The organism is Azonexus sp. IMCC34842, assembly GCF_050368855.1.
Taxonomy (GTDB): Bacteria; Pseudomonadota; Gammaproteobacteria; order Burkholderiales; family Rhodocyclaceae; genus Azonexus; species Azonexus denitrificans_A.
Genome location: NZ_CP178449.1, coordinates 1,506,533 through 1,529,324, shown reverse-complemented (window position 1 = coordinate 1,529,324; position 22,792 = coordinate 1,506,533). Strand labels below are relative to the sequence as shown.

The window sequence follows — 22,792 nt, the reverse complement described above, 5'->3', positions numbered from 1 at the left end:
TGATTCAAGACTTACTCACTCAATAGCGTTGTAGCAAATACAGGAAATTCCGACATGGCGAGCCTGATCGCTTCTCAAAAACTCATTGCAGAAGCTTTTCAGCGTTTACCGCCAGCCCGCTGGATATTGCTGAGCCTCGGCTATGCCTTCATGGTCGTCTTTTTCGGGATGGCCATACCCATTGCCGGGATCATTGTCCCCGCCTTTATCGTAGGCCTCATCTTCCTGGCCTGGACAGCACTCGATTACCGGGTTGGTACCGTGCTGGTCCTCGTGCTGATCCACATCTCCGGAACCGTTTTCATCCCCCGCGAGCTGCTCGGCGTACAAGGGCTGAATCCGATCAATCTGCTCATCCTCGGCACCATCTTCAGCTACACCATCAGCCATGCCGGAAAGCTTTCGATCCCGTGGACACCTTCGCTGATCTACGCCTATCTGCTGCCATTCATGCTGGCCGCACTCCTCGGCACGACCAAGGTGCATTTGATTCCCCAAGCTTTCGAGACCATGAAGCTCGTCAGCTTCAGTTCCGGCTTTGGCTACTTCCGGGACCTGTTCATCAAGCCGAACTTCGTGATTCTCGCAGCTTTTCTGATGGCCCTCGTCATTCAGGAAGCCAGGCACCCGGCCCGTTACGTCCACGTCATCTCGGCTGGCTGCGTCATGCTGGCCGGCGCAGTGCTCGGTGCCTTCATCATCTCCGGCGCCTCGATCAGCCTGCTCTCGGGAGCCAACGCCCGCGGTTTCCTGTCGATTCTCGGTATGCATGCCAATGAAATCAGCCTTTGTCTAAACCTCGGCTACGCTCTGCTCATCTTCTCGCTGGCCGGCCACAAGGGCTTTTCCCGCGCCCTGCTCTTCATGGCGCTGATTGCCATAGCCATTGCCGTCCTGATGACATTCTCCCGGGCGGGTATCGCAGCCTTCATTGTCATCAATGCCATCTTCCTCGTTCGCCGCCGGCAAATCGGCACCATGATTGTTTTCCTCATGATCGCCGCCATCGTCGGGCTCATCTTCTTTGACCCGATCATGGAGCGGCTCGGCACCGGCGTTGCCACCGGCAATCGTGGAGAAATTTCCGCCGGGCGCCTGGACAAGATCTGGCTACCGCTGCTCGACGACTTCTCGTTGACCTGGCTGTTCCCGCACGGCCCCTCGGCCATCATGTGGTCAAGGCCAATGCTCAACGGCGCCATCCTTTTCGTAGGACATACCCACAGCGCCTACCTCGGACTTCTCTACGACTACGGCTTTCTTTGCGGCGCCTTGATCGCTGGTTTCCTGATCTATCTGTTCAAACAATTTGTGCATCACTACAAAAACGATAGCGATCCCGCCATGCGCCACCTCTTCGAAGGTGCCGCTGTCGCAATGCTGGTCATGGCCATCCAGGGCATCAGCGATGACCGCTTCACACCAACCGTCGCCCAGACTCCCCTCTGGTGCGCGGTCGGCATCCTGATCGGACGCGGCGGGCTGAGAAAGCGCCCCAAACCAGAACCACAGGTAAACCACCTGAAACCGTATCTGCAGAGCCAAGCAACATGAGCAAAGTCTGTCTGGTTAACTACTTCATGTGGCCCGTCCTGAGCGGCACACAGGTCGACAACGTCAATACCGGCGGCGAGGAGGTTCAGCACTCACTGCTGGCCAAAGCACTCAGCCAAGCAGGGACTGATGTTTCAGTGGTCACAGGCGATTTTGGCCAGAAGGACGGTAGTCGGCACCACGGTGTCAGTGTCCACAAAACCTTCAAAATGTCCGCCGGTCTGCCGGGTGCCCGCATGCTTTACCCACGCCTCACCCATTTGCTGCGCGCCCTGCGCAGAGCCGATGCCGATGTTTACTACGTAAGCTGTGCCGGCCCGGTTGTTGGCTACATTGCTGCCTACTGCAAACTCTACCGAAAGCGCTTCGTCTTCCGCGCCGCAATCGATGCCGACTGCGAATTGCAGCCGCTCTATCTCAAACACCGGCATGAACTACCAATCTATCGCTTCGGGCTGCGTAACACGCAAACCCGCCTTGTCCAGTCCGAAAAGCAACGCAGCAGCCTTGCCCGAAATTACGGGCTGGACAGCGAAATTGCCGGCATGCTGGTCGACTGGCCAGAGACAATGCTTCCGATAGCGGATCGCCCGGTCGACGTCCTCTGGCTGGCCAATCTAAAACCAGCCAAACGGCCCGACTGGATTCCATCGGTTTGCGACCTGCTGCCCGGCCTCGCCATCCAGATCGCCGGTGGCAAGGATGCCAATCGGCCCGACCTCTACGATCTGGTCAGCAATTACGCATCCAGCCACGGCAATGTCGAATTCCACGGTGCGGTTCCCTACACTCGTTCAATCGAACTGTTCGACCAGACCAAAATCTTCATCAACACCTCCGAATTCGAAGGTTTTCCCAACACCTACCTGCAATCCTGGGCGCGCGGAATTCCGGTAGTTGCCACCTATGACCCAGATGGCCTCATCCGGAAACGCGGGCTCGGGGTCGCCGTCTCGTCGCCAGCTGACCTGGCAGGTGCCGTAAACCATCTGCTCAGCGCTCCGGCTGAATTGGACGCCTGCAGTCAGCGCTGCATCCGGTTCATGGAAGAGAAATACAAAAACGATATCGTGCTGCAACCGTACCGCAAAGCATTCGGCATTGCGCCGTAACAGAGGAATCGGACAACGTGAAACTGGGCAGCACATTTATCCTCTCGGCCGTTGCCAACCTTGTCCGGATTCTTTCCGGACTGGTAACGACCAAGGTCATGGCTGTCCAACTTGGTCCGAGTGGCGTTGCTCTGCTTGGCCAGTTCGCCAACTTTCACGGTCTGCTCTGTGTGTTATCGACCTGCGCCACCTCGCAGGGCTTGACCCGTCTCAGCGCCGAGAACCCCGTCGGTTCAAACACTTTCTCTACAGCAATCAGCACCGGCCTGAAAATCGCGCTGATCACCGCTGCTGTCGTCGGCCTTACCGCCCTGGCATTCGCCTCCCCATTGGCCGAAACCCTGCTTCAGAGTTCCGATTTATGGCCATACATTGCGCTGGCCGGCTTGACCCTCATCTTTCATAGCGCTTCCGTCGTCATTCTCACCATACTCAACGGCCAGCAAGATTCCGCCACCTACACCCGCATCAGCATCGCCCAAGGACTTGTCGCCTCCGCTTTCTCCATCGGCGGCGCCCTGCTCGCCGGCCTGACTGGCGTATTCGCCGGCATGGCCCTGTCCATCCCGTTCTCGCTACTCATCAGCATGTGGCTGGTCCGCCGCAAAGCCTGGTTCCGGTCAACAACCTTTAGCAGCCCATATTCATCAACGATCGCCAAGAAATTCGTGAGTTTTGGCTTGATGTCAGTTGCCACCGCTGTATCAACCCCGGTCGCACTGCTCTTCGTCCGCGACATGTTGATCGACGCCACTAGCCTTGAAACCGCCGGGCACTGGCAAGCGGTCTGGCGAATTTCCGAAATTTATCTCGGCATACTCGTCACCACCATCGGACTGTATTTACTCCCCAAGCTCACCCGTGCGAAAGACAAGGCAAACTACATCGCCGAACTAAAGCGCGTTTTCCTGCTGGTCGTTGGCCTTTGCGCCTGTGTCTCAGCCGTCCTTCTTATTGGTGGCCACTGGGTTGTTCGCCTGCTCTACTCGGCTGCCTTCGATCCAATGCAGACGCTCTTTCCCCTGCAACTGGCTGGAGATTTTTTCAAGGCACTGGCCCTGGCGATGAATACGGTATTGATCGTCCGCGTCCATGTCCGCCAACAGATGTTCGGCGAATTATTTTTTGCCGGATTATTTGTATTGGCCTCGTTCCTACTGGTCAAAGACTCCGGAACGAACGGCATCCAGATCGCCTACTTGATTTCCCAGTTTTGCTGGGCCGGCTATCTGCTGTTCTGCGTCAGCCGCTCCATTCATGATCTGCCCGAAAAAACGGAAGCAGCCCTATGACTCACCCTTTCGACAAAAACGCTTCGCTCACCAAAGGAAACATCAAAGCACCGCGGGTAAGCATCGTCATGCCGGCCTACAACACGGCCCGCTTCATTCGCGCGGCGATCGACAGCGTGCTGAGTCAAACGTACAAAGACTTCGAGCTAATCGTTGTCGATGATCGCTCGCCCGACGACTGTGCTGCCATCTGCCGAAGTTATAGCGACGTTCGCGTGCGGCTGGTTTCGCTTCCCGAAAACCTGGGACTGGCAGGTGCCAGAAACGCAGGCATCGAAGTGGCACAAGGCGAGTTCATCGGCTTTCTCGACTCCGACGATGTCGCAGTTCCCGACAGATTGGCGCTACAGCTTGCGTATTTCGACAGTCACTCGCACTGCATTCTGCTCGGAGGTGGCTACCGGCGCATGCACGAAGATGGGGAATTGCTCCCCGGAGAAAACCTCTTCCCACTGCCCTCTCCCGCCATCCGGCCGATGCTGTTGCTCCGAAACAATTTCAATGCTTCGACGCTAACCATGCGCAGATCAGCATTACCGGCTGGCGGCTTTCGCTCGATCTTTGCCGAGGACTACGACTTCATCACCCGAATAACAGCTTCATCTACTGGCGAAATGGCGAACCTGTCCGAGGTTCTGACGTATTACCGGATCAATCCCGCCAGCTTGAGCAACACCACGCGCCGAGCCGCTGTCCGTGATGCTCTCTGGGAAATCCAGCAGCCCATGCTGAAGCGGCTAGGCCTGCAAGCCAATAGTGATGAGCGCGAAGCCCACCAGATCATCTCCTTCGCATCCTACGACGGCATTGATTTCGAGCTTCTCCAGCGCGTCGACCGCTGGCTACGTAAACTTCTGGAGGCCAATACTCGCACCAAGCTATACGACGACGCCGCTTTTCGCATGGCACTCGGCGATGCATGGTTCCGGCTCTGCTATGCCTGTTCCGGTGATGGCGCGCTGGCCATCCGACAATATATGAGCGGTTGCGTACACGGCTGGCGCCTCGACACCGTTCTCGATCACCTGCGCTTTGCAGCCAAGGCTTTGCTTCGCCGTAGCTATGTACGCCACGGAAAAATGAAATTGGGATCCAAATGAAGGCCACGAAATCCTTGCGAATCCTTTTCATTGCCGACCACCTGCGATTCGGCGGTGCCGAGCGCCATCTGGTCGCCGTTGCCACCGGTCTGGCCGCGCTTGGCAACGACGTGGCGGTCGCCTACCTGAAGCCGTACGACGAACTGGCTGGCGAACTCGCTAAAGGAGGTGTTGGGCAGATTGTTTGCTGCAATTCAGGTGGCGGCATCGACTTCAGCGCCATCCGCCGTTTGGCCAAGCTAATCCGTGACTTTCGTCCGGAGGTGCTGGTCGCCACTTTGCAATACTCTCTCGCAATGACGACCTTGGCCCGCCTGCTGAGCCGTTCGCACGCGCCCTTGCTCTTTGTCTGTCACAGCATGGAACATGTTCAGCGTAATCGGAATGAGCGGCTGCGCTTTACGGTTTACCGGCGGTTTTACCGGATGGCCAAACATGTCGTTTTCGTCAGTGATCTGCAACGCCAGTTTTTCAAGGCGCTTGGCGTGCGTCCGCGCAGTGACGAAGTGATCCACAACGGCATTGACCTCGCCCATTTTTCGGCTCCGGCCGTCGCCGCCGAAGCCAGCCAGTTACGCCGCAGCCTGGGCTTTGCCAAGGACGATCTGGTGATTGGCATGTGCGCCGGGTTTCGAGAGGAGAAACGCCAGATTGACCTGCTCGAAGCCCTGCATCGCCTACGCGACAAGCGGTTGCCGGCCAAGGTGCTGCTGGTTGGCGACGGCATCATGCGTTCGCAAATCGAAGCCCGGCGGGATGCGCTCGGCCTGCAGGATGCTGTCGTGCTGTGCGGTTTCCAGCAGGATGTCCGGCCTTATGTGGCCGCCTGCGACATCATGGCACTGACTTCGCACGCCGAAACTTTCCCGATCGCCACTCTGGAATACATGGCGCTCGGCAAACCACTGGTGGCGAGCAATGTCGGCGGCCTTAGCGAACAGGTGGCAAATGGCCACAATGGACTTTTGTACACCGCCGGCGACATTGACGGCTTGGTTGCCCAACTGGAAAGCCTGGCCGCCGCGCCAGCACGTCAAGCCTTAGGCAGCATTGCACGCCAGGAGGTGGAAGCCCGCTTTTCGTTGCCAGCCATGATCGAGCGCTTCCGTTCTACCTGTGCCGAACTCGCCACACCGAGGTGTCCTGCATGATGCAAACCATCTGGCGCCTTTCCAACCATCTTCACCGCTGGCGTGTCCCGGTGTTGCCCAAGCTTTGCTATGCCTTCAACCGTATCGTCTTTTCGTCTGTGGTACCACCGGGTGTCCAGATGGGCAAAGGGGTGCTGCTTGGCTACAAGGGGCTGGGCATCATCATCCACCGCCGGGCGGTAATCGGTAACAACGTTTTGGTCGGGGCGCACGTTACCATCGGCGGGCGTGGCGAATTTCATGACGTTCCAGTCATCGAGGATGACGTAATGATCGGTACCGGTGCCAAAATTCTTGGCCCGGTACGGATCGGTCGTGGCGCACGCATCGGGGCCAATGCTGTCGTGGTCAAGGACGTTCCACCTGGCGCTACCGCGACGGGCATTCCTGCTCGCGTATTGGGCGAGGCGAATTAAAGGCTCTGCCATGAAAAAAGCCCTCAAAAAAGCCCTACCCCACCTGCCCCGCCCCGTCCAGCACTGGTTGCGCTCGCTGTCCGAGAGCAAGCGGCAGGCAGACAAGGCAAAACGCAAGGAGCGAACTCAGGTTCGACTGGAAGACTTGCTGGCCCGGCTGGATGATTTCGGTTTGCAGGGGGATGTCATCCTCCATTCATCCCTTTCAAACATCGGCAAATTCGACTGTTCGCCACAGCAAATTGCCGCTGATTTTGCCGAACGGCTGGTCGGCCCCGGCCGCACGCTGCTGGTGCCGGCACTGCCATACAACACGACCATGAAGGAATATCTGGATGGCGTGACGGATTTTGATGTGCGTAGCGCACCGAATGCGATGGGGGCGATACCAAATATTCTGATGGCCCGGGAAGGTGCATTGCGCAGCGTGCATCCCAGCCATTCGATTGTCGCGCTTGGCGAACGGGCGGCCGACTACGTTCGTCATCACGAGCGGGATGCAACGCCATTCGGGGCGAACAGCCCGTACCGCAAGCTCACTGTCGCCAATGGTTCGATTCTGATGCTCGGGGTCGGGTTGAATTCGGTGACCAATTTCCACGTTTATGAAGACTTGCTTGGCGAGGCGATGCCGATCCAGGTCTATCTGCCGTCGCCGCGCAAGGTGCCTTGCGTGCGGGGCGACGGCTCGCCCATCGAGGTCAATGCGGTTTGCCACGACCCCAAGGTTTCGGCGATTCGCGAATGCGAACGGGCGCGGCCTTTCCTGCAAAAGGAAGGGGCGATCCGCAGCGTGCCTTTTGGCGAATCGGAATTGTCGGTAATCGATGCCAAAGGTTTCAGCCGAACCTTGTTGAAGATGCTGCTGGCCGGTCAGTCGATCTACGGCCCGGTAAGCCTGAATAGGGCGCAACAGCAGGCAGTTGGCTCGGCCTTGGAGTTTCTGGCGTGAACTTCCTGATCTCGCTCGACTATGAATTGTTCTTCGGCCGGCGTACCGGCTCGGTGGAACATTGCCTGGTCGAGCCGAGCGAGGCTTTATGCAAAGCGGTTCATCCATACGGCGGCAAGCTGAGCTTTTTTGTCGATGTCGGCTTTTTGTTACGGTTGGCTGCCGAAGCGGGCAAGAGCGACGTGCTACGCCGGGAATACACTGAGCTTTGCCGGCATTTGGAACGTCTGCAACAACAGGGCCATGAATTGCAGTTGCACATACACCCGCATTGGGAGGATACGCGCTGGCTTGACGGCAACTGGCAGATCGATACGCAGCGCTACCGCCTGCATGATTTTGCCGAGGATCAAATTACCGAGATTGTCAGCCGCTACTGCAAGGCGCTGGCAGCTTTTTGCCCAACCGGGTCGATCTGTGCTTTCCGGGCCGGCGGCTGGGTTTTACAGCCTTTCTCGAAGCTGGCCGGGGCGCTGGCTGCGAATGGCATCGAGATCGACAGCACGGTTTTCGAAAACGGCCAGAGCGAGAGCGATACGCATCTTTTCAATTTTTGCGGTGCGCCGCAGAAGTCGTTCTGGCGCTTCGACGATGACCCGCTGCTGGAAGTGGCGCAAGGGCGTTTTCTCGAAGTACCGATCGCTGCTCATCCGGTGACCCCTGCATTTTTCTGGAAACTGGCTTTCTTCAGAAAGCTCGGCCGCCAGACCGACAAGGCTTTTGGTGACGGTGCGGCGATCCCGCTCGGCCGCAATGATCTGTTGAAAAAATTGCTATCCCGCACGTGGAGCGTGGTCTCCATCGATGGGCGCAAGGTCGATTTTCTGGAAGCCGCTTTCGAGCGCTATACCCGGCTCGGGCGTAACGATTTTGTCGTGATTGGTCATCCCAAGGCGCTAACCCGTCACTCGATCAGGCGTCTGGAACAATTTCTGGCCACGCGGCGCGATCTCCGCTTCGTGAATTATCAGGACTACCGGCCGGGTTTCGGAACTGAAGTCCGCCCCACCTACCTCGCGAAAGATTGACGATGCCAATTGAAGACTGGATTCACCCCCTGCTCAAGCATTACACGGCCGCCCCGCAATGGGTCAAATCGTTCGTCGGCACGGCGTATTCGGCAGTACCGGTCGGCATTCGCTACGGCCGGAAAGCACCGGAGTTTCTTGACGAAATCGCGATTACCGACCCAGAGATCTTGCTTCGGCGGGCCGGCGAGAAAATGTTCGCGCTTCTCGATGCGGCAACGGAGCATGTACCGGCCTATCGGCATTTACGCGACGTCGTCACCAGCCCCGGAAGAACACCGTCGGAAATGCTCCAGGCGTTTCCGCTGCTGACCAAGCAGGAACTGAAAGCGAGCCTGGAGGATTACGTTTCGGCCGGTCTGCCGGAATCGATGCGGATGGCAACATTTACCGGCGGCTCGACTTCGGTGCCAATGAAGCTTTACTGGCATCGCCACGTCACCCGCCCGAAAAGTTTTGCCTACAACGGCGAATTCGACCGGATTGCCGGCATCGGTGACCGGGACGTGACGCTGGCGCTACGTGGCCGGACGGTACCCGGAGCCGGACAGCCCGGGCAGCCGTTGTGGATGTACGACCCGATCAAACGTTATCTGCATTTGAGTTCCGACCACCTGGAAGCGGAACACATGCCGGCTTATATGGCGGCAATCGAGGAATGGCAGCCAACTTTCATTCACGCATTCCCTTCCGCCATCACGCCGCTGGCGAAATGGCTGGAAGCCCATCCGGCACCGGCCATTACTGCGCGGATCAAGTGCATCCAGTTGTTTTCGGAAAATATCTACGACTATCAGGTCGAGTTGCTAAAGCGGGTTTTCGGCTGCGAGGTACTGTGCGACTACGGCCATTCCGAAGGCGCCATCAAGTCGATTTCGCTGCCCGGCGACAGCCGCTATTTCTTCTGGCCGCTGTACGGTCATGTCGAATTGATCGACTTCGACGGCAAACCGATTAGCGAACCGGGCGTGCTGGGTGAAATTGTCGCCACCGGCTACGACAATCTGGTGATGCCGTTGATTCGCTACCGTACCGGCGACATGGCGATGTGGACGGCACAGCCGAATACCCTGCGGCCAGGTTTCCAGGTAGTGGACCGCATAGAGGGGCGCTTGCAGGAGTTTCTGGTTTGCCGTGATCATCGCCTGGTTTCGATCTGCACCATTGGTGCCGCCCACTTCGAGCAACTGGCCGACGCCGACCGCATGCAGTTTGAGCAACATGAAAGCGGCCGCGCCACGCTCAAGGTAATCTCCCGAGAAGACTTGCCGGCGAACGTCAAGATGGCCCTGGCCGACGGTATCCGCAAGAAAACCCAAGGAGGACTGGAGATAGAGGTCGTCCGCGTCGATGAAATCCCGCGCACCCGCATCGGCAAACACCGTTTACTCGTGCAGCATCTCGATATTTCCAGCTACCTCGGGGCTGCCCATATCGACAACGAGGAAAGCGCCCTTTCGTGAAAAGCGCCGTGATGATCGGACCCTGCCCGGATGCCAAGGGGGGAATGGCCTCGGTAGTTGCGGTTTACCGCGCAAATGGGCTGTTTTCCAAAGGTGCCTGTCGCTACCTGACGACTGCCACGGAGGGCGGCACCGGACGCAAGCTGTCGGTCGCTGCCTCGGCGGTACTGCGTTTTGCCGGGCTTCTGGCCACCAACCGCGTCAAGCTTTTGCACGTGCATGGTGCGTCACATGGCAGTTTCTGGCGCAAGCGCGCTTTCATGCAGTTGGCCAGGGCTTTTTCGGTGCCGGTCATTTTTCATTTGCACGGCGGCGAATTCCGGCAGTTTGTCGATCAGCGTCTTGCCCCTTCGGCCCGGCGGAAGGTGGTCGGCAGCCTGGAAGCCTGCAGCCTGATCTATTGCCTGAACAACGAGATTGCGACATGGCTGCGCAACGTTGTACCAAAGGTTCCGGTTCATGTTCTACCCAATCCGATCGATTTGCCGCTGGTTGACGAAGCATCGGAAAACCGCGAATCGAGCATTCTATTTCTCGGGCGACTGGAACGGGAAAAAGGCGTCTTCGATCTGGTCAATGCGGTGGCGGCCATTGCGCAACGTATGCCAGGCCTGCGCCTACTCCTTTGCGGAGTGGGGTCGGCCGAAGAAGATCTCAAACGACTGGCTGCCGATAGAGGAATCGCCTCACAGGTCGAGTTTCCTGGTTGGGTAAACGGCGAGGCGAAGGCCAGACTGATGCGCCAGGCAGGTGTTTTTGTACTGCCCTCGTACGCCGAGGGAATGCCAATGTCGGTGCTGGAAGCGATGGCCGCGCAAACACCGGTGGTGGCAAGCCGCGTCGGTGCGGTAGCGGAAATGCTTGATGATGGACATTGCGGCTTCGTGGTCGAACCGGGAAACACTGGACAGTTGGGTGAGGCCATTCTGGCAGCGCTCGACACCACGCGCAGTGCGCCCTTGAGCGAAAGGGCAATGGCCAGGGTCCGTGAACTCTATGCAGCGGATGTAGTACTCAAACGCCTGCGCTGGCAGTACGGGCAACTCGCCCGATGAGCCGCTGGCTATACAGATTGCTGTTGTGCGCCCTGTTTGGCCATGTGACGTTCGCCAGTTCGGCTGATGATCCGCGTTTCAGCACTGCCGCAATCGCTTCCGCCCTGAGCGCTTTCGAGCAGACCGCGAAAGTTGGACACCCGCGGCTGTTTCGGGGAGGGGCAGATCATTCGGGGATTGTCGAGGCGGCTTCGGCAGAGCGGGCCGGAGGGGTAAAGGCCTTGTCCGACTACCTGCATCGGACGTCGGTGCGTATCGTGGATATGTCGTTTATTTCTGCGGCTGAGCCACTCAACTCGCCAACGAACCTGAAGAGTTGGTTCAAGCAGGAGCGAGCACTGGAAGGACTGGCAGAGTCGGCTGTCAGCTGGTACTTCACTCGTGACAGCTGGTTTCTTGACGAACTGCGGGCGCGCATGGCGATTTTTGGCCCATTGGTGATCGACAACCAGTGTCATGGCGAGTTGATGCAGGCACGGGCATATGCCTGGTATTTTGCGCTGGCTTACGATTTTGCCTACCCGGCGCTAAATGCCGCAGAGCGCGAGCTGGCGCGCAATGTAGTGAAAACTTGCGCTCTTTCGGCGCTGCCGACCGCGCTCAGGAATGTGAAGGCCAACCCGCGCGATGGCATTGCTTTCCACGCGCTGGGCAAATTCATTGGTGCCTTGACGATAGTGTTGGGCGAATTGCCGGAAGCCCGTGGCTGGCTGGAGCCCGCTTTGCAAACCTACCTCGCCAACCTCAGCCCATGGGGTGGCGACGATGGGGGTTACGCCAATGGCAGCAGTTATGTGCTGTGGGATACGGGCGAATCCTTGCTGATATGGGATCTGATCGAGCGTGCGCTGGCCTTGCCGATATACCAGAAAGCATGGGTTGCACAGTTGCCGCGTTTCATTGCCTACACGCTACCGCCAGGCACCCCGGCCGGGGTTTTCGGGGATGGTGCCGAAGTGAATCGCAAGGAAGAATGGGCGCGCTTCGGCAAGGCGATCATGAGTCGCTATTCGACACCATTGGCCCGCTGGTACGAAAAACAATTGTTCGGTGAGGATATTGCTCGCCTGCACGTTCTGCTCAGCCCGCGCCAGCCGTCCGGCAGTGCCCCATGGCCCGAGGGCGAAGCGAATAGTGCCTATTTTCCGTCGGTCGGCTGGGCCGCCCTGCATGATTCGCTGGCCGACCGCGCGCGGGTTTCAGTGTATTTCAAGAGCAGCCCATACGGTTCTCTAAACCACTCGCATGCGGATCAGAACGGATTTCTGCTCTACGCCCACGGCAAGGTGCTGGCCATGGACAGCGGTTACTACGACTACTACAACTCGCCGCACTGGCGGAACTGGTACAAGCAGACCAAGGCCCACAACGCGATTACCTTCGACGCCGGCAAGGGACAAGGCTTGGGAGCAGATGGCCTTGGCAGCGCACAGCTTGCCGGCAAAATCACTCGTTTTGTAACAACCGCCGATTACGATCTAGTAACTGGCGATGCTGCGGCCGCCTACGACGGACAAGTGTCGCTGGCCAAGCGAACCTTGGTCTTTGTGCGCCCGGCGACGCTGGTGGTAATCGATCAGTTGCGCAGCGCCACGCCTCGGCAGTGGGAGTGGAACCTGCACACAACTGCGCCGCTGCAGACCAACGCTGCGGGCTACAAACTAAATCTGGAGGGAGCTGAAATGTGTGCCGAAGTTAGCGCGCCAGATGACCTATCGCTGGCGACACAGGCGGGTTATACGCCGGCGCCTCAATTGGCAACAGCTAGCACCCCGCATTACTGGAATCGCTTTTTTTACAAAACGCCGAAACCCTCCGCCTATTTCGTTGCGGTATTGCGCATGGATTGCGCCCTGCCCCGCGCCCAGGTTTCCTTCCCGGCAGGAAAACCGGTGGTCAATCTGGGCAGCCGACAAATATCCCTGGTCGGCACCGAGATTTCGATCCGTTAATTAACTCAGATCCATTTCTTCAGAACGCTCATGGCCAATCCACTTATTTACCTCGTCGCCGGTGCCCGCCCGAATTTCATGAAAATTGCTCCCATCGTGCGCGCCATTCAGGCCCACAGCGGGCTTGAGTTCCGCATCATTCACACCGGCCAGCATTACGACCGGGAGATGAACGAGGTATTTTTCGAGGAACTAGGCATCCCCGAGCCGGATGTTTTCATGGCGGCCGGGGGCGGCAGCCATGCGCAACAGACGGCGAAGATCATGGTGGCCTTCGAGGAACTTTGCCAGGCGCAACGTCCGGATGCCGTGCTGGTGGTCGGCGACGTGAATTCGACGCTGGCCTGCTCGATTGTCGCCAAAAAACTGAACATTCCCGTCGCTCACGTCGAAGCTGGTTTGCGCAGCGGCGACATGACGATGCCGGAAGAAATCAACCGGCTGGTAACCGACAGTATTTCCGACTGGTTCTTCGTCACCGAACCCAGTGGAGCCACGCATCTGCGCCGCGAAGGAAAGGCCGAGTCGGCGATCCATTACGTCGGCCATGTGATGGTGGACAACCTGCTCTATCAGGCCGAAAAGCTGAAGGATGCCGACACTGCCGGCTTCGAAACATCGGCCTTGAAGGCCGCCCTGCGCAGCTACGGCGTGGTGACGCTACACCGGCCTAGCAACGTCGACAGCGCCGAGATGATGGCGCGCATTGGCGGTGCGCTGCGCGAGATTGCGGCCGAATTGCCGTTGATCTTCCCTGTTCACCCGCGCACCCGGGCCAATCTGGAAAAATTCGGTGTCGATCTCGGGCCCAATGTGACGCTGATCGGGCCGCAGGCTTACATGGCATTCCTCAACCTGTGGAAGGATGCGGTGGTCGTCCTGACTGATAGCGGCGGCTTGCAGGAGGAAACCACAGCGCTCGGCGTGCCCTGCATCACCATCCGCGAAAATACCGAACGGCCGGTGACCGTGGATGAAGGCTCCAACGTGCTGGCCGGGACGGAGCCGGTACGCATCGTCGCGGAAGCCCGCAAGGTGCTGCGCGGCCAAGGCAAACAAGGCCGCCGGCCGCAGCTATGGGATGGCAAGGCGGCGGAACGCATTGTCGAGATTCTGGCCAAGGAGCTTTCCCGATGAATCGCCGCATTGAAATGATGGGCTGCCAGGTAGATAACCTGTCGATGGAAGAAAGCTTGCAGACGATCGAGGGTTTCATCCACAGCGGCAAGCCGCACCAGCACGTGGTGGTGAATGTAGACAAGCTGGTCAAGGCCAGCCGCGACCCGGAGCTACGCCAGATCATCAATGACTGTGCGCTGATCAACGCCGACGGCATGCCGGTGGTGTGGGCCTCGCGCCTGCTCGGCAAGGGGCTGAAAGAGCGCGTCGCTGGCGTCGATCTGTTCGAGTCGCTGATGCAGCGCGCGGCGCAGAAAGGCTGGCGGGTTTTCCTGCTCGGCGCCCGAGAGGAAGTGGTTTCCGGCGTCAGCAATATTTACCAGAAGAAATACCCGGGCCTGACGCTCGCCGGTTACCGCAATGGCTACTGGAAGCAGGAAGAGGAAGCCGGCATCGTCGAGCAGATCAAGGCGGCGCGTGCCGACCTCCTGTTCGTCGCCATCAGCTCGCCGAAAAAGGAACAGTTCCTCGGCAAATACCAGGCCGAAATGCGGATTCCCTTTGCCATGGGCGTCGGCGGCACCTTCGACGTGGCGGTCGGCAGGGTAAAACGGGCGCCGGTCTGGATGCAGAAAAGCGGGCTGGAGTGGTTCTACCGCTTCCTGCAGGAGCCGCGCCGCATGTTCAAACGCTATTTCATCGATGACATGGCGTTCTTCTGGCTGCTGCTGCGCGAGGCGACGGCGCGTCGTTAGGTCTTGCTGCTTGGCCTCCACCAGCAGCAAACTATGGACAAGCCCGCAGCCGGCCTTCGAGGTACTGGTATGAGGCTGCGGAATCGATCTGCTGCTGATCGGTGACGATGCCATCCTTGAGGTCCTTGAGCAGCGGCGCGATCAGTTGGTCGGTGCGCCGTCGCAAGGTTTCGTCAGCTTCGGCCGGGGTCCTGAAATAGGCGGTCTCGCCGAGTTTCCTTCGCAACAGCGTCTCCAGCATCCGCGCCGCAACCCGCAGGTGATTGCGCCATACCGCAACATGTTCCAGCTCGTGCTCTTCGACAAGGCGCCGACGGCAAGAATCCCGGAGTTCGCTGGCCAGGTACACCTGCAGGGCGGAAAAACCGAGCTTCAAGCGCAGTGAGGAAACACCGCAAACCTGGCCATCGACATCGGTCAGGATGCGGGGCATGACGTCCAGGCTGGCCGTCGGTTCGGCATGAGTCAGTCCGAGCACGCTGTGATAAGGGTTGGTTCCGGCGCCGGACAGCCGCTTCAGGACATCGAGCTGGCGACTATCGTCGCGGCTGACTGGCCGATCCTCGAAAACCACGCGGATTGCCGCTTCGCTGGCCAGCTTTTCGCAGGCGGCCTCAAAACCGGTGCCGCCGATCACGGCCGGCGGCAGAAAAAACAACAATGTAGCAACAACAATGTTCCGGGCCGGTTGCCCGACCAGGGGGCCACCCGCTATTGCCGGTCTCAGACCGGAACGACGTCAGACATGGAAACCGTCAGCCGCAAATCCCAGCCGTAGCAAACCAGCTTGCGCATTTGCTGGCTGACCGACGCGACCAGAAAATAGTTTTCCACGAACTTGCCAGAGCGATCGGCCTGTTCCTTGATCTTCTGGAAAGCCGCCTTGTTCAGGCGTACGACGCATCCCACGTACTCTTCGAGCTGTTTTTTCATCTTCGGCTTCCGGTTGTCTCACTCTCATCTCCGACGCCACTCGCGATGCTTCGCGGCGGGAGGCCAATACTATATTTAGTACGCGGTGCAGAATTATCGAGAACTATCTTTACAGTTTCGTGAAAATTTCCATCGCCCGCACCAGCTTTTCACATTATGCACTATAGATAAATTGCGGACAAAAGTTGGTTTTTGCCCGGCCATCGAGCAGCAGCAAAAAGGGCCGGGATATTCCCGGCCCTTCTGCTCTTCAGTTAGCGCCGGATCAGCCGCGCTTGGTACGCCGGCGGGCTACGGCACCCAGCATGCCAAGGCCAGCCAGCAGCATGGCGTAGCTTTCCGGTTCGGGAACGGGCTGGGTATAGGTCAGGTTGTCGAGCACCACGCCATCACCGGCGATGGTGACGCGGGCGATATTGGCGGTGTCGCTGACATAGCCGAAGCTCTGGAACTGGTCGTAGGTGTCGGCACCAAACGGCGAGAAGATGAACTTGGTGGTCTTCAGCAGCTTGTTGTTCAGATCGTAGTAGCGCGCCGTCAGGAAGGCCGAGCCGTCGAGATCCTGTTCATAGATGCTGTAGTCGAAGGCAAAGCCCTTGGTGGTCTGGCCGTTGAAGCTGATGTCCAGCGTCATGCCGCCGACGTAGTCGAACGACAGGAAATGGTTGCCAGCGCCCCAGATGCCGTTTTCGCCGAGATCGGCAATGGTCTGGCCGACGGTGAATTGCTGGTTGGCGGTCATCGACAGGCCGCCGGAGTTGAAGGTGGCGGCGTCGAAAATCTGGCCGTCGTAGCTTTCGAAATCGAGCACGCTGGCTGCGGCCGGCACATCGGCCCGGTCGACAATGACTGCCGCCTGGGCAGTGGCGGCGCCGGCGGCGAGCAGCAGGCCGGCGATCAGGTTGAGTTTGTTCATGCGAAATATCCTTTCAGATTGATCCCCGGCGCACCGCCGGGGAGTGGCAGGTATCGATCAGGCGCCGACGATGCCGCCGTCGTTCTTGGTAATGACCACCACGCCGCTACGCGGACGACCGGCCGGCAGCGGGGTCACGCCGTCGGCCCGGGTCGCCCACTGGCTGGACGGCCAGCTGGAGAACTGGGTCGGGTTCGCCGCCAAGGCATCCTCACCCGGGTGCTGGACGCCGACGAACAGGGTCTTGCCATCCGGCGTCATGGTGATGCCGGTGACTTCGCACTTGTTCGGGCCGGTCAGGAAGCGGCGGAACTGCTTGGTCACCGGATCGGCACAGGACAGGCTGTTGGCACCGAGATTGACCCAGTCGCCGGTGGCATTGCCAAGCTGGTCGGTCTGCACCCACAGGCGGCCGAACGGGTCGAACCACAGGCCATCCGGCGCGCCGATATCGGCCGAGCCATCCGGCGTGTCGTTGATGTTGCCCTTGTAGTCGTTGGTCGGCTTGGCGGCCTTGCTGGTCGCGGTATCGCCGCACTGGGCGAAGATGTCCCAGGTGAAGCCGGTGGCCAGAACCGACTGGCCGTTTTCGCGCCAGCGGATGATGTGGCCGTAGATGTTGTCTTCCATCGGGTTGGCGGCATCGACCGGCGGACGGGCCGAGGCGGCGGTCGTCGAACCATCGATCTTGTTCGCCGAAGCGGTGGCGGTCCCGCGCCGGTTGTTGTTGGTCAGCGTGCAATAGACTTCGATCTCGTCGTTGCCATTGACGCGCGGACGCGCTCCGGTCCATTCCGGACGGTCCATCATCGTGGCGCCCACGGCGTCGGCGGCCATACGGGTCTTGATCAAAATCTTGGCCAGCACTTCGGCATCGTCGGCCCCGACGAAGTTCGGGTTGTCGCGCAGTGCCACGCCATTCACCCCGATGGTTTCCGGGCGCAAGGCCAGCCAGGTACCGCTCAGGTCGGCATCGAAACGCGCCACGTAGAGCGTGCCTTCGTCGAGCAGGTTGCGGTTGGCGGCATTGTTGCCGGGGTTGTACTTGCCGTCGCAAACGAACTTGTAGATGTATTCGTTGCGCTCGTCGTCACCCATGTAGAAGGCCAGGTGATTGGCACGGTCGACCACGTACTGGGCGCTTTCATGCTTGAAGCGGCCGAGCGCGGTGCGCTTGACCGGCACCGACTTGGGATCGAGCGGATCGATTTCGACAACCCAGCCGAACAGGTTGGTTTCGTTCGGATTGACCGCCAGATCGAAGCGCGGATCGACGGTGTGCCAGCGATAGCCGGCGCCGGCGGCCGCCACACCGTAGCGGTTATAGAGCTTGCCCGCCTCGGTCGTGGCGTTCGGCAGCGCGGCGGTCGCCCCGAAGTTGCCGTTCCAGTTTTCTTCGCAGGTCAGGTAGGTGCCCCACGGCGTAACACCGTTGGCGCAGTTGTTGACGGTACCGTTGGCGGTCGTGCCGTCCGTGCTCTTGCCGGTGGCGACGGAGCCCGTCGGGGTGACGTTGTACTCGCTGGTTTTCATCAGCGCATGGCCAGCCGCCGGGCCGGCGACGCGCATCGGCGTATTGGCGGTGATGCGGCGGCCATAGACGGAACCGGGCACGACAGTCCATTTGCCATTGACGCGGCGGATTTCGGTGACGGAAACACCATGCGCCGATTGGGATTTGCGGCACTTTTCGATGGTGTAACCGGCGCCGAGCACGTCGCTGCCAGTCTGGCCGGCCGGGAAGAGCACTTCCTCGTGGGTGTATTCGTTGTTGGCGCACAGGATGCCGCGGTCGCTGAGGATCTGGCCACGACTCGGGAACGGGAAGAAGTGCATGCCGTCGGTGTGCATGCCGTACTGTTTCATCTGTTCGGCGGCGGTGTTGCTGGCGTCGGACTTGAAGGCAACGCCACCCGGCATGATCGGATCGCCCCAGGCGACGAGCAGCTTGGCGGTGTAGCCGGCCGGCACGGTAACCACGTCGGCAACCGGGGCCAGGCTGGCCGGGACGGGCTCGAAGCCGATGCCGACGACCGGTGCGGCTGCGGCGGCTTCGACGGTATTGACGATGCCGGACAACGTGATGCCGCCGGCGGCGGCCAGCATGCCGGCGCTGGCACTGCCCTGAACGAAGCGGCGACGGCTGACATCGAGCCGGCTAATGACGTCGAGAATGGAATCGTTACCGGACGGGTTGAGCGTCAGGTCGTTCCGGGGGTGGCTTTTGCCTTTCATGGGAACCTCTCAGTGGGTAGTGATCGAATGGTCGTGATTGATGTATCCGCAGGTAAATCGCTGCAGCTCCGGACTGGTGGCGCATATGCAGATCGGTCTGCAGGCCGGCAGGGAAGCGGCACGAAATCCATGGCAGACGGCCGGGCGATGTTGCCATTGGCGTATTACAGAAAACCCATCGCCAGCGATGCCGGTTTGTAGTCCGATCGGATCAGTGCGCGGCGGCCGGTTTTCACAGTCCGCCGCGCCGGCCGCTCACGGCGCCAGCCAGGCATCCACGTCGACGGCCAGCAGCGGCCGGGCAAAGAAGTAGCCCTGCCCTTCCAGGCAACCGAGTTTCTTGAGGATCTCGTGCTCGCTGCTTTTCTCGATGCCTTCGGCCACCACTTCGAGCGACAGGCTTTCGGCAAGGGCGATGATCGAACGGGTGATCGATTCGTTGGCTGGCGTATTTTCGATGTCGCGGACGAAGGACTGGTCGATTTTCAGGCGGTCGATGGGAAAACGGCGCAGATAGTTGAGGCTGGAGAAGCCGGTGCCGAAATCGTCGATGGCCAGCCGGATGCCCATCCCCTTGATGCGTTTCAGGCTGCTCAGCACGCCCTCGACGTTGTGCATCAGCACGCTCTCGGTCAGTTCCAGTTCGATCAGGCAAGGATCGACCTCGTAGTCGGTCAGGGCATCGGTCAGCACATCGGTGAAGTTGCTCTGGTGGAATTGCACGGCGGAAATGTTGATCGCCATGCGAATTGCCGGCAGCCCCTTGGCTTTCCACTCGCCGAGCTGGCAAAAGGCACGGCGCATGACCCATTCGCCGAGCTGGACGATATAGCCGCTCTCTTCGGCGACCGGAATGAACTCCATCGGCGAAATCGCGCCGCGTACCGGGTGCTGCCAGCGCAGCAGGGCTTCGACGCCCTGAATCCGGCCGCTGGCGAAATCGACCTGGGGCTGATAGACCAGCGATAGCTCGTCGCGGTCGATGGCCTGGCGCAGATCGTTTTCCAACGACAGCCGGGATGGATTGTAGCCAGCGCTGGCTTCGCTATACATCCGGAAACCGTTGCGCCCGTTGGCCTTGGCTTCGTACATCGCGGAATCGGCCTTGGCCAGCAGGCGGCTGAGATCGCGGTCGTCGTGCGGATAGACGGCGATGCCGATGCTGACCGTGACGATCAGCGCGTGACCGAGCAATTCGAAGGGCGGCAGCATCGATTCGACCAGACGCTGGGCGACATCGTTGGCATGGTCGGGGTCGGCCACATCTTCCATCATGATGATGAACTCGTCGCCGCCGATCCGCGCCACGGTATCGGTTTTCCGGGCGGCCATCTTGAGCCGGCCGACCAGCGCCCGCAACACGGCATCGCCGGCGCGGTGGCCGAGCGAATCGTTGATCTGCTTGAAACGGTCGACATCGACGAACAGCAGGGCGACCGAACTCCCCTTCCGGTCGGCATCGAGACAAGCCTGGCTGATCCGGTCGTTGAGCAGCGTGCGATTGGGCACCCCGGTCAGCGGATCGTAATGCGCCAGGAAATAGAGTTCGGCCTGTTTGCGCTGGGTAATCAGGTTGAGCAGGTCATGGCCGTTGGCGACGCCGATGTAGCGTTCGTGACTGGTCACCATGAAGCCGGTGACCAGATGCTCGATGCCGGAGGCAATGATGATCTGGGCGGCATCTTCGACGCTGCAATAATCCTCGACGACAATCGGGATCGAGGCATGGTAATGGCCGGAGTTCAGGAAGGCGTGGATGCCATCCCGGCCGAAAATCTCCCGGCTGTAGGGCTTGGTGAAAAACTCGATGTAGCCCTTGCGGTCGACCAGCGCCACCGGCCGGAATTCTGCATCGACGACCGGCAAGGCATAGATCGCCGAATCGCCGAGAAACCGGCTCATCACTTCCTCGCAGGTGGTCTCCGGCAAGGCCGGAGACATCGAACGGAGCAGGCTGCGGACGGTCGGCGCCTCCTGCAGACGGTCGTCCTTGATAAAGACAAATTGCCGCCCGACCTTGCTGGCCGGCGTATCGACGAGATTCGAGATGTTTTCTGCCTGCATCAGAAGCACTTCCATAGGCCAAAGGTCATATCGTCGAGGGTACGCCGGCCAAATGACAGGTTTGTGACCGGCCGGGAAAACGCTTCGATCGCCACGACCACGCGGATTCCCCGGCACGCGGCAGGCCGCCTGATCCGTTCGGCATAACGCGGCAGCAGTCTTGCTGTAACAAACACTATGGATACTGCCCGGCTGGCCAACATGGCACGGCACGTCGTGCCGGCATTTCACTTTCAGGGAGAGATCATGTCAGTCGTTGCAGTCATCGGCCTCGGTTATGTGGGCTTGCCGCTCGTCGTCGAGTTCGGGAAAACCGGACGCACCATCGGCTTCGATATCAGCGTGGACAAAGTGGCGAAGTGCCGCGCCGGCAGCGATCCGTCGCGGGAGCTCGACGACTCGGCGCTGGCCGCCGCCGTCCATGCCGAATATACCGATGACCCGAGCAGGCTGGGCGAAGCCGACATCATCATCGTCGCCGTGCCAACCCCGGTCGATGCGGCGCACATTCCCGACTTCAAACCGCTGATCGGCGCCAGCATGTCGGCCGGCCGGCACATGAAGGCAGGAGCCATCGTCGTCTATGAATCGACGGTCTATCCCGGCGCCACCGAAGAAGTGTGCATCCCGGTGCTCGAGCGCGAATCCGGCCTGGTCTGGCAGCGCGATTTCTTCGTCGGCTATTCGCCGGAGCGCATCAATCCGGGCGACAAGGAACACACGCTGACCAGCATTCTCAAGGTGGTTTCCGGCGACACGCCGGAAACGCTGGCCCGGGTGGCCGCCCTCTACGAGCGCATCGTCAAGCCGGGCGTCCATCGCTGCCGCAGCATCAAGGCGGCCGAAGCTGCCAAGGTGATCGAGAACACCCAGCGCGACCTGAATATCGCGCTGATGAACGAACTGGCGATCATTTTCGACCGCCTCGCCATCGATACCAGCGAGGTGCTCGAGGCGGCCGGAACCAAGTGGAATTTCCTCAAGTTCAAGCCGGGCCTGGTCGGCGGCCATTGCATCGGGGTCGATCCGTACTACCTGACGCACAAGGCCGAGATGGTCGGCTATCACCCGCAGGTCATCCTGGCCGGCCGACGCATCAACGACGGCATGGCCAAGTTCGTCGCCGAACAGACGGTCAAGCAGATGATCGCCGGCGGCAGTTACGTCAAGGGCGCCCGCGTCAATGTGCTGGGGCTGACCTTCAAGGAGGATTGTGCCGACCTGCGCAACTCCAAGGTGGCGGACATCATCGGCGAACTGAAGAGCTACGGCATCGAGGTCTTCGTCCATGACCCGGCGGCCGACCCCGATGAAGCGCTGCACGAATACGGTGTGCAACTGTCAGCCTGGGACGACCTGCCGCGGGCCGACGCGGTGATTGCCGCCGTGGCGCACAGCGAATACCTGGCGCTGGGCAGCGAAGATCTGGCCCGCCGGATGGTCAAGGGCGGCTGCTTCATCGACGTCAAGGCGATGTTCGACAAGGCCATGCTGGAAGCTGCCGGGGTGCGGGTCTGGCGGCTGTGAACCGGCAGACCGGCCAGCAGCGCGGTACTGACGATCCTTGGCGAACGAATGCGTCGGCTTTCACAAATATTTAATGAACGCGGAATAAGCTGGCCTGGTTCCCGTTCTTCGTTGACCGCCAATCAGGCAGGCCGTGTCGCCGGCCCAGAATGACCGGCTGGTTTACCT

Annotated in this window: 19 protein-coding genes; 14 read left to right on the top strand and 5 right to left on the bottom strand. The window is 59.8% G+C overall.

Annotated features, from left to right (window positions below; translation table 11 throughout):
- Positions 1–54: 54 nt before the first annotated feature.
- The 13 genes from ACLIKD_RS07305 to ACLIKD_RS07245 are packed head-to-tail and all read left to right on the top strand — an operon-like array spanning position 55 to position 14,949.
- Positions 55–1,554 (top strand): O-antigen ligase family protein, encoded by a 1,500-nt coding sequence (locus tag ACLIKD_RS07305; RefSeq protein WP_428827776.1) that lies wholly within the window; start codon positions 55–57, stop codon positions 1,552–1,554.
- Entirely contained in the window at positions 1,551–2,666 is a 1,116-nt protein-coding gene (locus ACLIKD_RS07300) for a glycosyltransferase family 4 protein (protein WP_428827775.1), read from the top strand. The genes ACLIKD_RS07305 and ACLIKD_RS07300 overlap by 4 nt, the downstream gene beginning before the upstream one ends.
- A gap of 17 nt (positions 2,667–2,683) precedes the next feature.
- Complete coding sequence (locus ACLIKD_RS07295; protein ID WP_428827774.1) at positions 2,684–3,958, top strand: O-antigen translocase; 1,275 nt, start codon at positions 2,684–2,686, stop codon at positions 3,956–3,958.
- On the top strand, positions 3,955–5,058 hold the full coding sequence (locus ACLIKD_RS07290; RefSeq protein WP_428827773.1) for a glycosyltransferase family 2 protein: 1,104 nt from the start codon (positions 3,955–3,957) through the stop codon (positions 5,056–5,058). Before ACLIKD_RS07295 ends, ACLIKD_RS07290 begins: the two co-directional genes overlap by 4 nt.
- On the top strand, positions 5,055–6,209 hold the full coding sequence (locus ACLIKD_RS07285) for a glycosyltransferase family 4 protein (RefSeq protein WP_428827772.1): 1,155 nt from the start codon (positions 5,055–5,057) through the stop codon (positions 6,207–6,209). The genes ACLIKD_RS07290 and ACLIKD_RS07285 overlap by 4 nt, the downstream gene beginning before the upstream one ends.
- Positions 6,206–6,625 (top strand): serine O-acetyltransferase, encoded by a 420-nt coding sequence (locus ACLIKD_RS07280; RefSeq protein WP_428827771.1) that lies wholly within the window; start codon positions 6,206–6,208, stop codon positions 6,623–6,625. Before ACLIKD_RS07285 ends, ACLIKD_RS07280 begins: the two co-directional genes overlap by 4 nt.
- A 10-nt stretch (positions 6,626–6,635) precedes the next feature.
- A complete protein-coding gene (locus tag ACLIKD_RS07275; RefSeq protein ID WP_428827770.1) occupies positions 6,636–7,577 on the top strand; it encodes an AAC(3) family N-acetyltransferase in 942 nt (313 codons plus the stop codon).
- A 26-nt stretch (positions 7,578–7,603) separates the two neighbouring features.
- Positions 7,604–8,605 (top strand): hypothetical protein, encoded by a 1,002-nt coding sequence (locus ACLIKD_RS07270; RefSeq protein WP_428827769.1) that lies wholly within the window; start codon positions 7,604–7,606, stop codon positions 8,603–8,605.
- Between the two features lie 2 nt (positions 8,606–8,607).
- Positions 8,608–10,068, top strand: coding sequence for a hypothetical protein (locus tag ACLIKD_RS07265; protein WP_428827768.1), 1,461 nt, complete (start codon positions 8,608–8,610; stop codon positions 10,066–10,068).
- Positions 10,065–11,123, top strand: coding sequence for a glycosyltransferase family 4 protein (locus ACLIKD_RS07260; protein WP_428827767.1), 1,059 nt, complete (start codon positions 10,065–10,067; stop codon positions 11,121–11,123). Before ACLIKD_RS07265 ends, ACLIKD_RS07260 begins: the two co-directional genes overlap by 4 nt.
- A complete protein-coding gene (locus tag ACLIKD_RS07255) occupies positions 11,120–13,075 on the top strand; it encodes a heparinase II/III domain-containing protein (RefSeq protein WP_428827766.1) in 1,956 nt (651 codons plus the stop codon). The genes ACLIKD_RS07260 and ACLIKD_RS07255 overlap by 4 nt, the downstream gene beginning before the upstream one ends.
- Before the next feature lie 30 nt (positions 13,076–13,105).
- Positions 13,106–14,212 (top strand): non-hydrolyzing UDP-N-acetylglucosamine 2-epimerase, encoded by a 1,107-nt coding sequence (gene wecB, locus ACLIKD_RS07250; protein ID WP_428827765.1) that lies wholly within the window; start codon positions 13,106–13,108, stop codon positions 14,210–14,212.
- The gene (locus ACLIKD_RS07245) at positions 14,209–14,949 is read left to right on the top strand and encodes a WecB/TagA/CpsF family glycosyltransferase (RefSeq protein WP_428827764.1); all 741 of its coding nucleotides are present in this window, start codon (positions 14,209–14,211) and stop codon (positions 14,947–14,949) included. The genes wecB and ACLIKD_RS07245 overlap by 4 nt, the downstream gene beginning before the upstream one ends.
- 31 nt (positions 14,950–14,980) lie before the next feature.
- On the opposite strand, the gene ACLIKD_RS07240 is transcribed toward ACLIKD_RS07245, so the two are convergent.
- The 5 genes from ACLIKD_RS07240 to ACLIKD_RS07220 form a co-directional block, all read right to left on the bottom strand.
- Positions 14,981–15,607 (bottom strand): hypothetical protein, encoded by a 627-nt coding sequence (locus ACLIKD_RS07240; protein ID WP_428827763.1) that lies wholly within the window; start codon positions 15,605–15,607, stop codon positions 14,981–14,983.
- 65 nt (positions 15,608–15,672) lie between these two features.
- Positions 15,673–15,882 (bottom strand): hypothetical protein, encoded by a 210-nt coding sequence (locus ACLIKD_RS07235; RefSeq protein ID WP_226473147.1) that lies wholly within the window; start codon positions 15,880–15,882, stop codon positions 15,673–15,675.
- A gap of 265 nt (positions 15,883–16,147) precedes the next feature.
- Positions 16,148–16,798: a PEP-CTERM sorting domain-containing protein gene (locus ACLIKD_RS07230; RefSeq protein ID WP_428827762.1), complete on the bottom strand. Its 651-nt coding sequence runs from the start codon at positions 16,796–16,798 to the stop codon at positions 16,148–16,150.
- Between the two features lie 57 nt (positions 16,799–16,855).
- Complete coding sequence (locus tag ACLIKD_RS07225) at positions 16,856–19,033, bottom strand: PhoX family protein (RefSeq protein ID WP_428827761.1); 2,178 nt, start codon at positions 19,031–19,033, stop codon at positions 16,856–16,858.
- 255 nt (positions 19,034–19,288) lie between these two features.
- Positions 19,289–21,097: an EAL domain-containing protein gene (locus ACLIKD_RS07220; RefSeq protein ID WP_226473144.1), complete on the bottom strand. Its 1,809-nt coding sequence runs from the start codon at positions 21,095–21,097 to the stop codon at positions 19,289–19,291.
- Positions 21,098–21,343: 246 nt separating this feature from the next.
- On the opposite strand from ACLIKD_RS07220, the gene ACLIKD_RS07215 reads away from it, so the two are divergent.
- Entirely contained in the window at positions 21,344–22,624 is a 1,281-nt protein-coding gene (locus ACLIKD_RS07215; protein WP_428827760.1) for a nucleotide sugar dehydrogenase, read from the top strand.
- Positions 22,625–22,792: the final 168 nt, after the last annotated feature.

Coding starts and splice junctions, on each gene's coding strand:
- ACLIKD_RS07280 (WP_428827771.1), top strand. CDS start 6,206: ATGATGCAAACCATCTGGCGCCTTTCCAACCATCTTCACCGCTGGCGT.
- ACLIKD_RS07230 (WP_428827762.1), bottom strand. CDS start 16,798: ATGAACAAACTCAACCTGATCGCCGGCCTGCTGCTCGCCGCCGGCGCC.
- ACLIKD_RS07275 (WP_428827770.1), top strand. CDS start 6,636: ATGAAAAAAGCCCTCAAAAAAGCCCTACCCCACCTGCCCCGCCCCGTC.
- ACLIKD_RS07245 (WP_428827764.1), top strand. CDS start 14,209: ATGAATCGCCGCATTGAAATGATGGGCTGCCAGGTAGATAACCTGTCG.
- ACLIKD_RS07290 (WP_428827773.1), top strand. CDS start 3,955: ATGACTCACCCTTTCGACAAAAACGCTTCGCTCACCAAAGGAAACATC.
- wecB (WP_428827765.1), top strand. CDS start 13,106: ATGGCCAATCCACTTATTTACCTCGTCGCCGGTGCCCGCCCGAATTTC.
- ACLIKD_RS07255 (WP_428827766.1), top strand. CDS start 11,120: ATGAGCCGCTGGCTATACAGATTGCTGTTGTGCGCCCTGTTTGGCCAT.
- ACLIKD_RS07285 (WP_428827772.1), top strand. CDS start 5,055: ATGAAGGCCACGAAATCCTTGCGAATCCTTTTCATTGCCGACCACCTG.
- ACLIKD_RS07235 (WP_226473147.1), bottom strand. CDS start 15,882: ATGAAAAAACAGCTCGAAGAGTACGTGGGATGCGTCGTACGCCTGAAC.
- ACLIKD_RS07225 (WP_428827761.1), bottom strand. CDS start 19,033: ATGAAAGGCAAAAGCCACCCCCGGAACGACCTGACGCTCAACCCGTCC.
- ACLIKD_RS07220 (WP_226473144.1), bottom strand. CDS start 21,097: ATGCAGGCAGAAAACATCTCGAATCTCGTCGATACGCCGGCCAGCAAG.
- ACLIKD_RS07300 (WP_428827775.1), top strand. CDS start 1,551: ATGAGCAAAGTCTGTCTGGTTAACTACTTCATGTGGCCCGTCCTGAGC.
- ACLIKD_RS07265 (WP_428827768.1), top strand. CDS start 8,608: ATGCCAATTGAAGACTGGATTCACCCCCTGCTCAAGCATTACACGGCC.
- ACLIKD_RS07215 (WP_428827760.1), top strand. CDS start 21,344: ATGTCAGTCGTTGCAGTCATCGGCCTCGGTTATGTGGGCTTGCCGCTC.
- ACLIKD_RS07305 (WP_428827776.1), top strand. CDS start 55: ATGGCGAGCCTGATCGCTTCTCAAAAACTCATTGCAGAAGCTTTTCAG.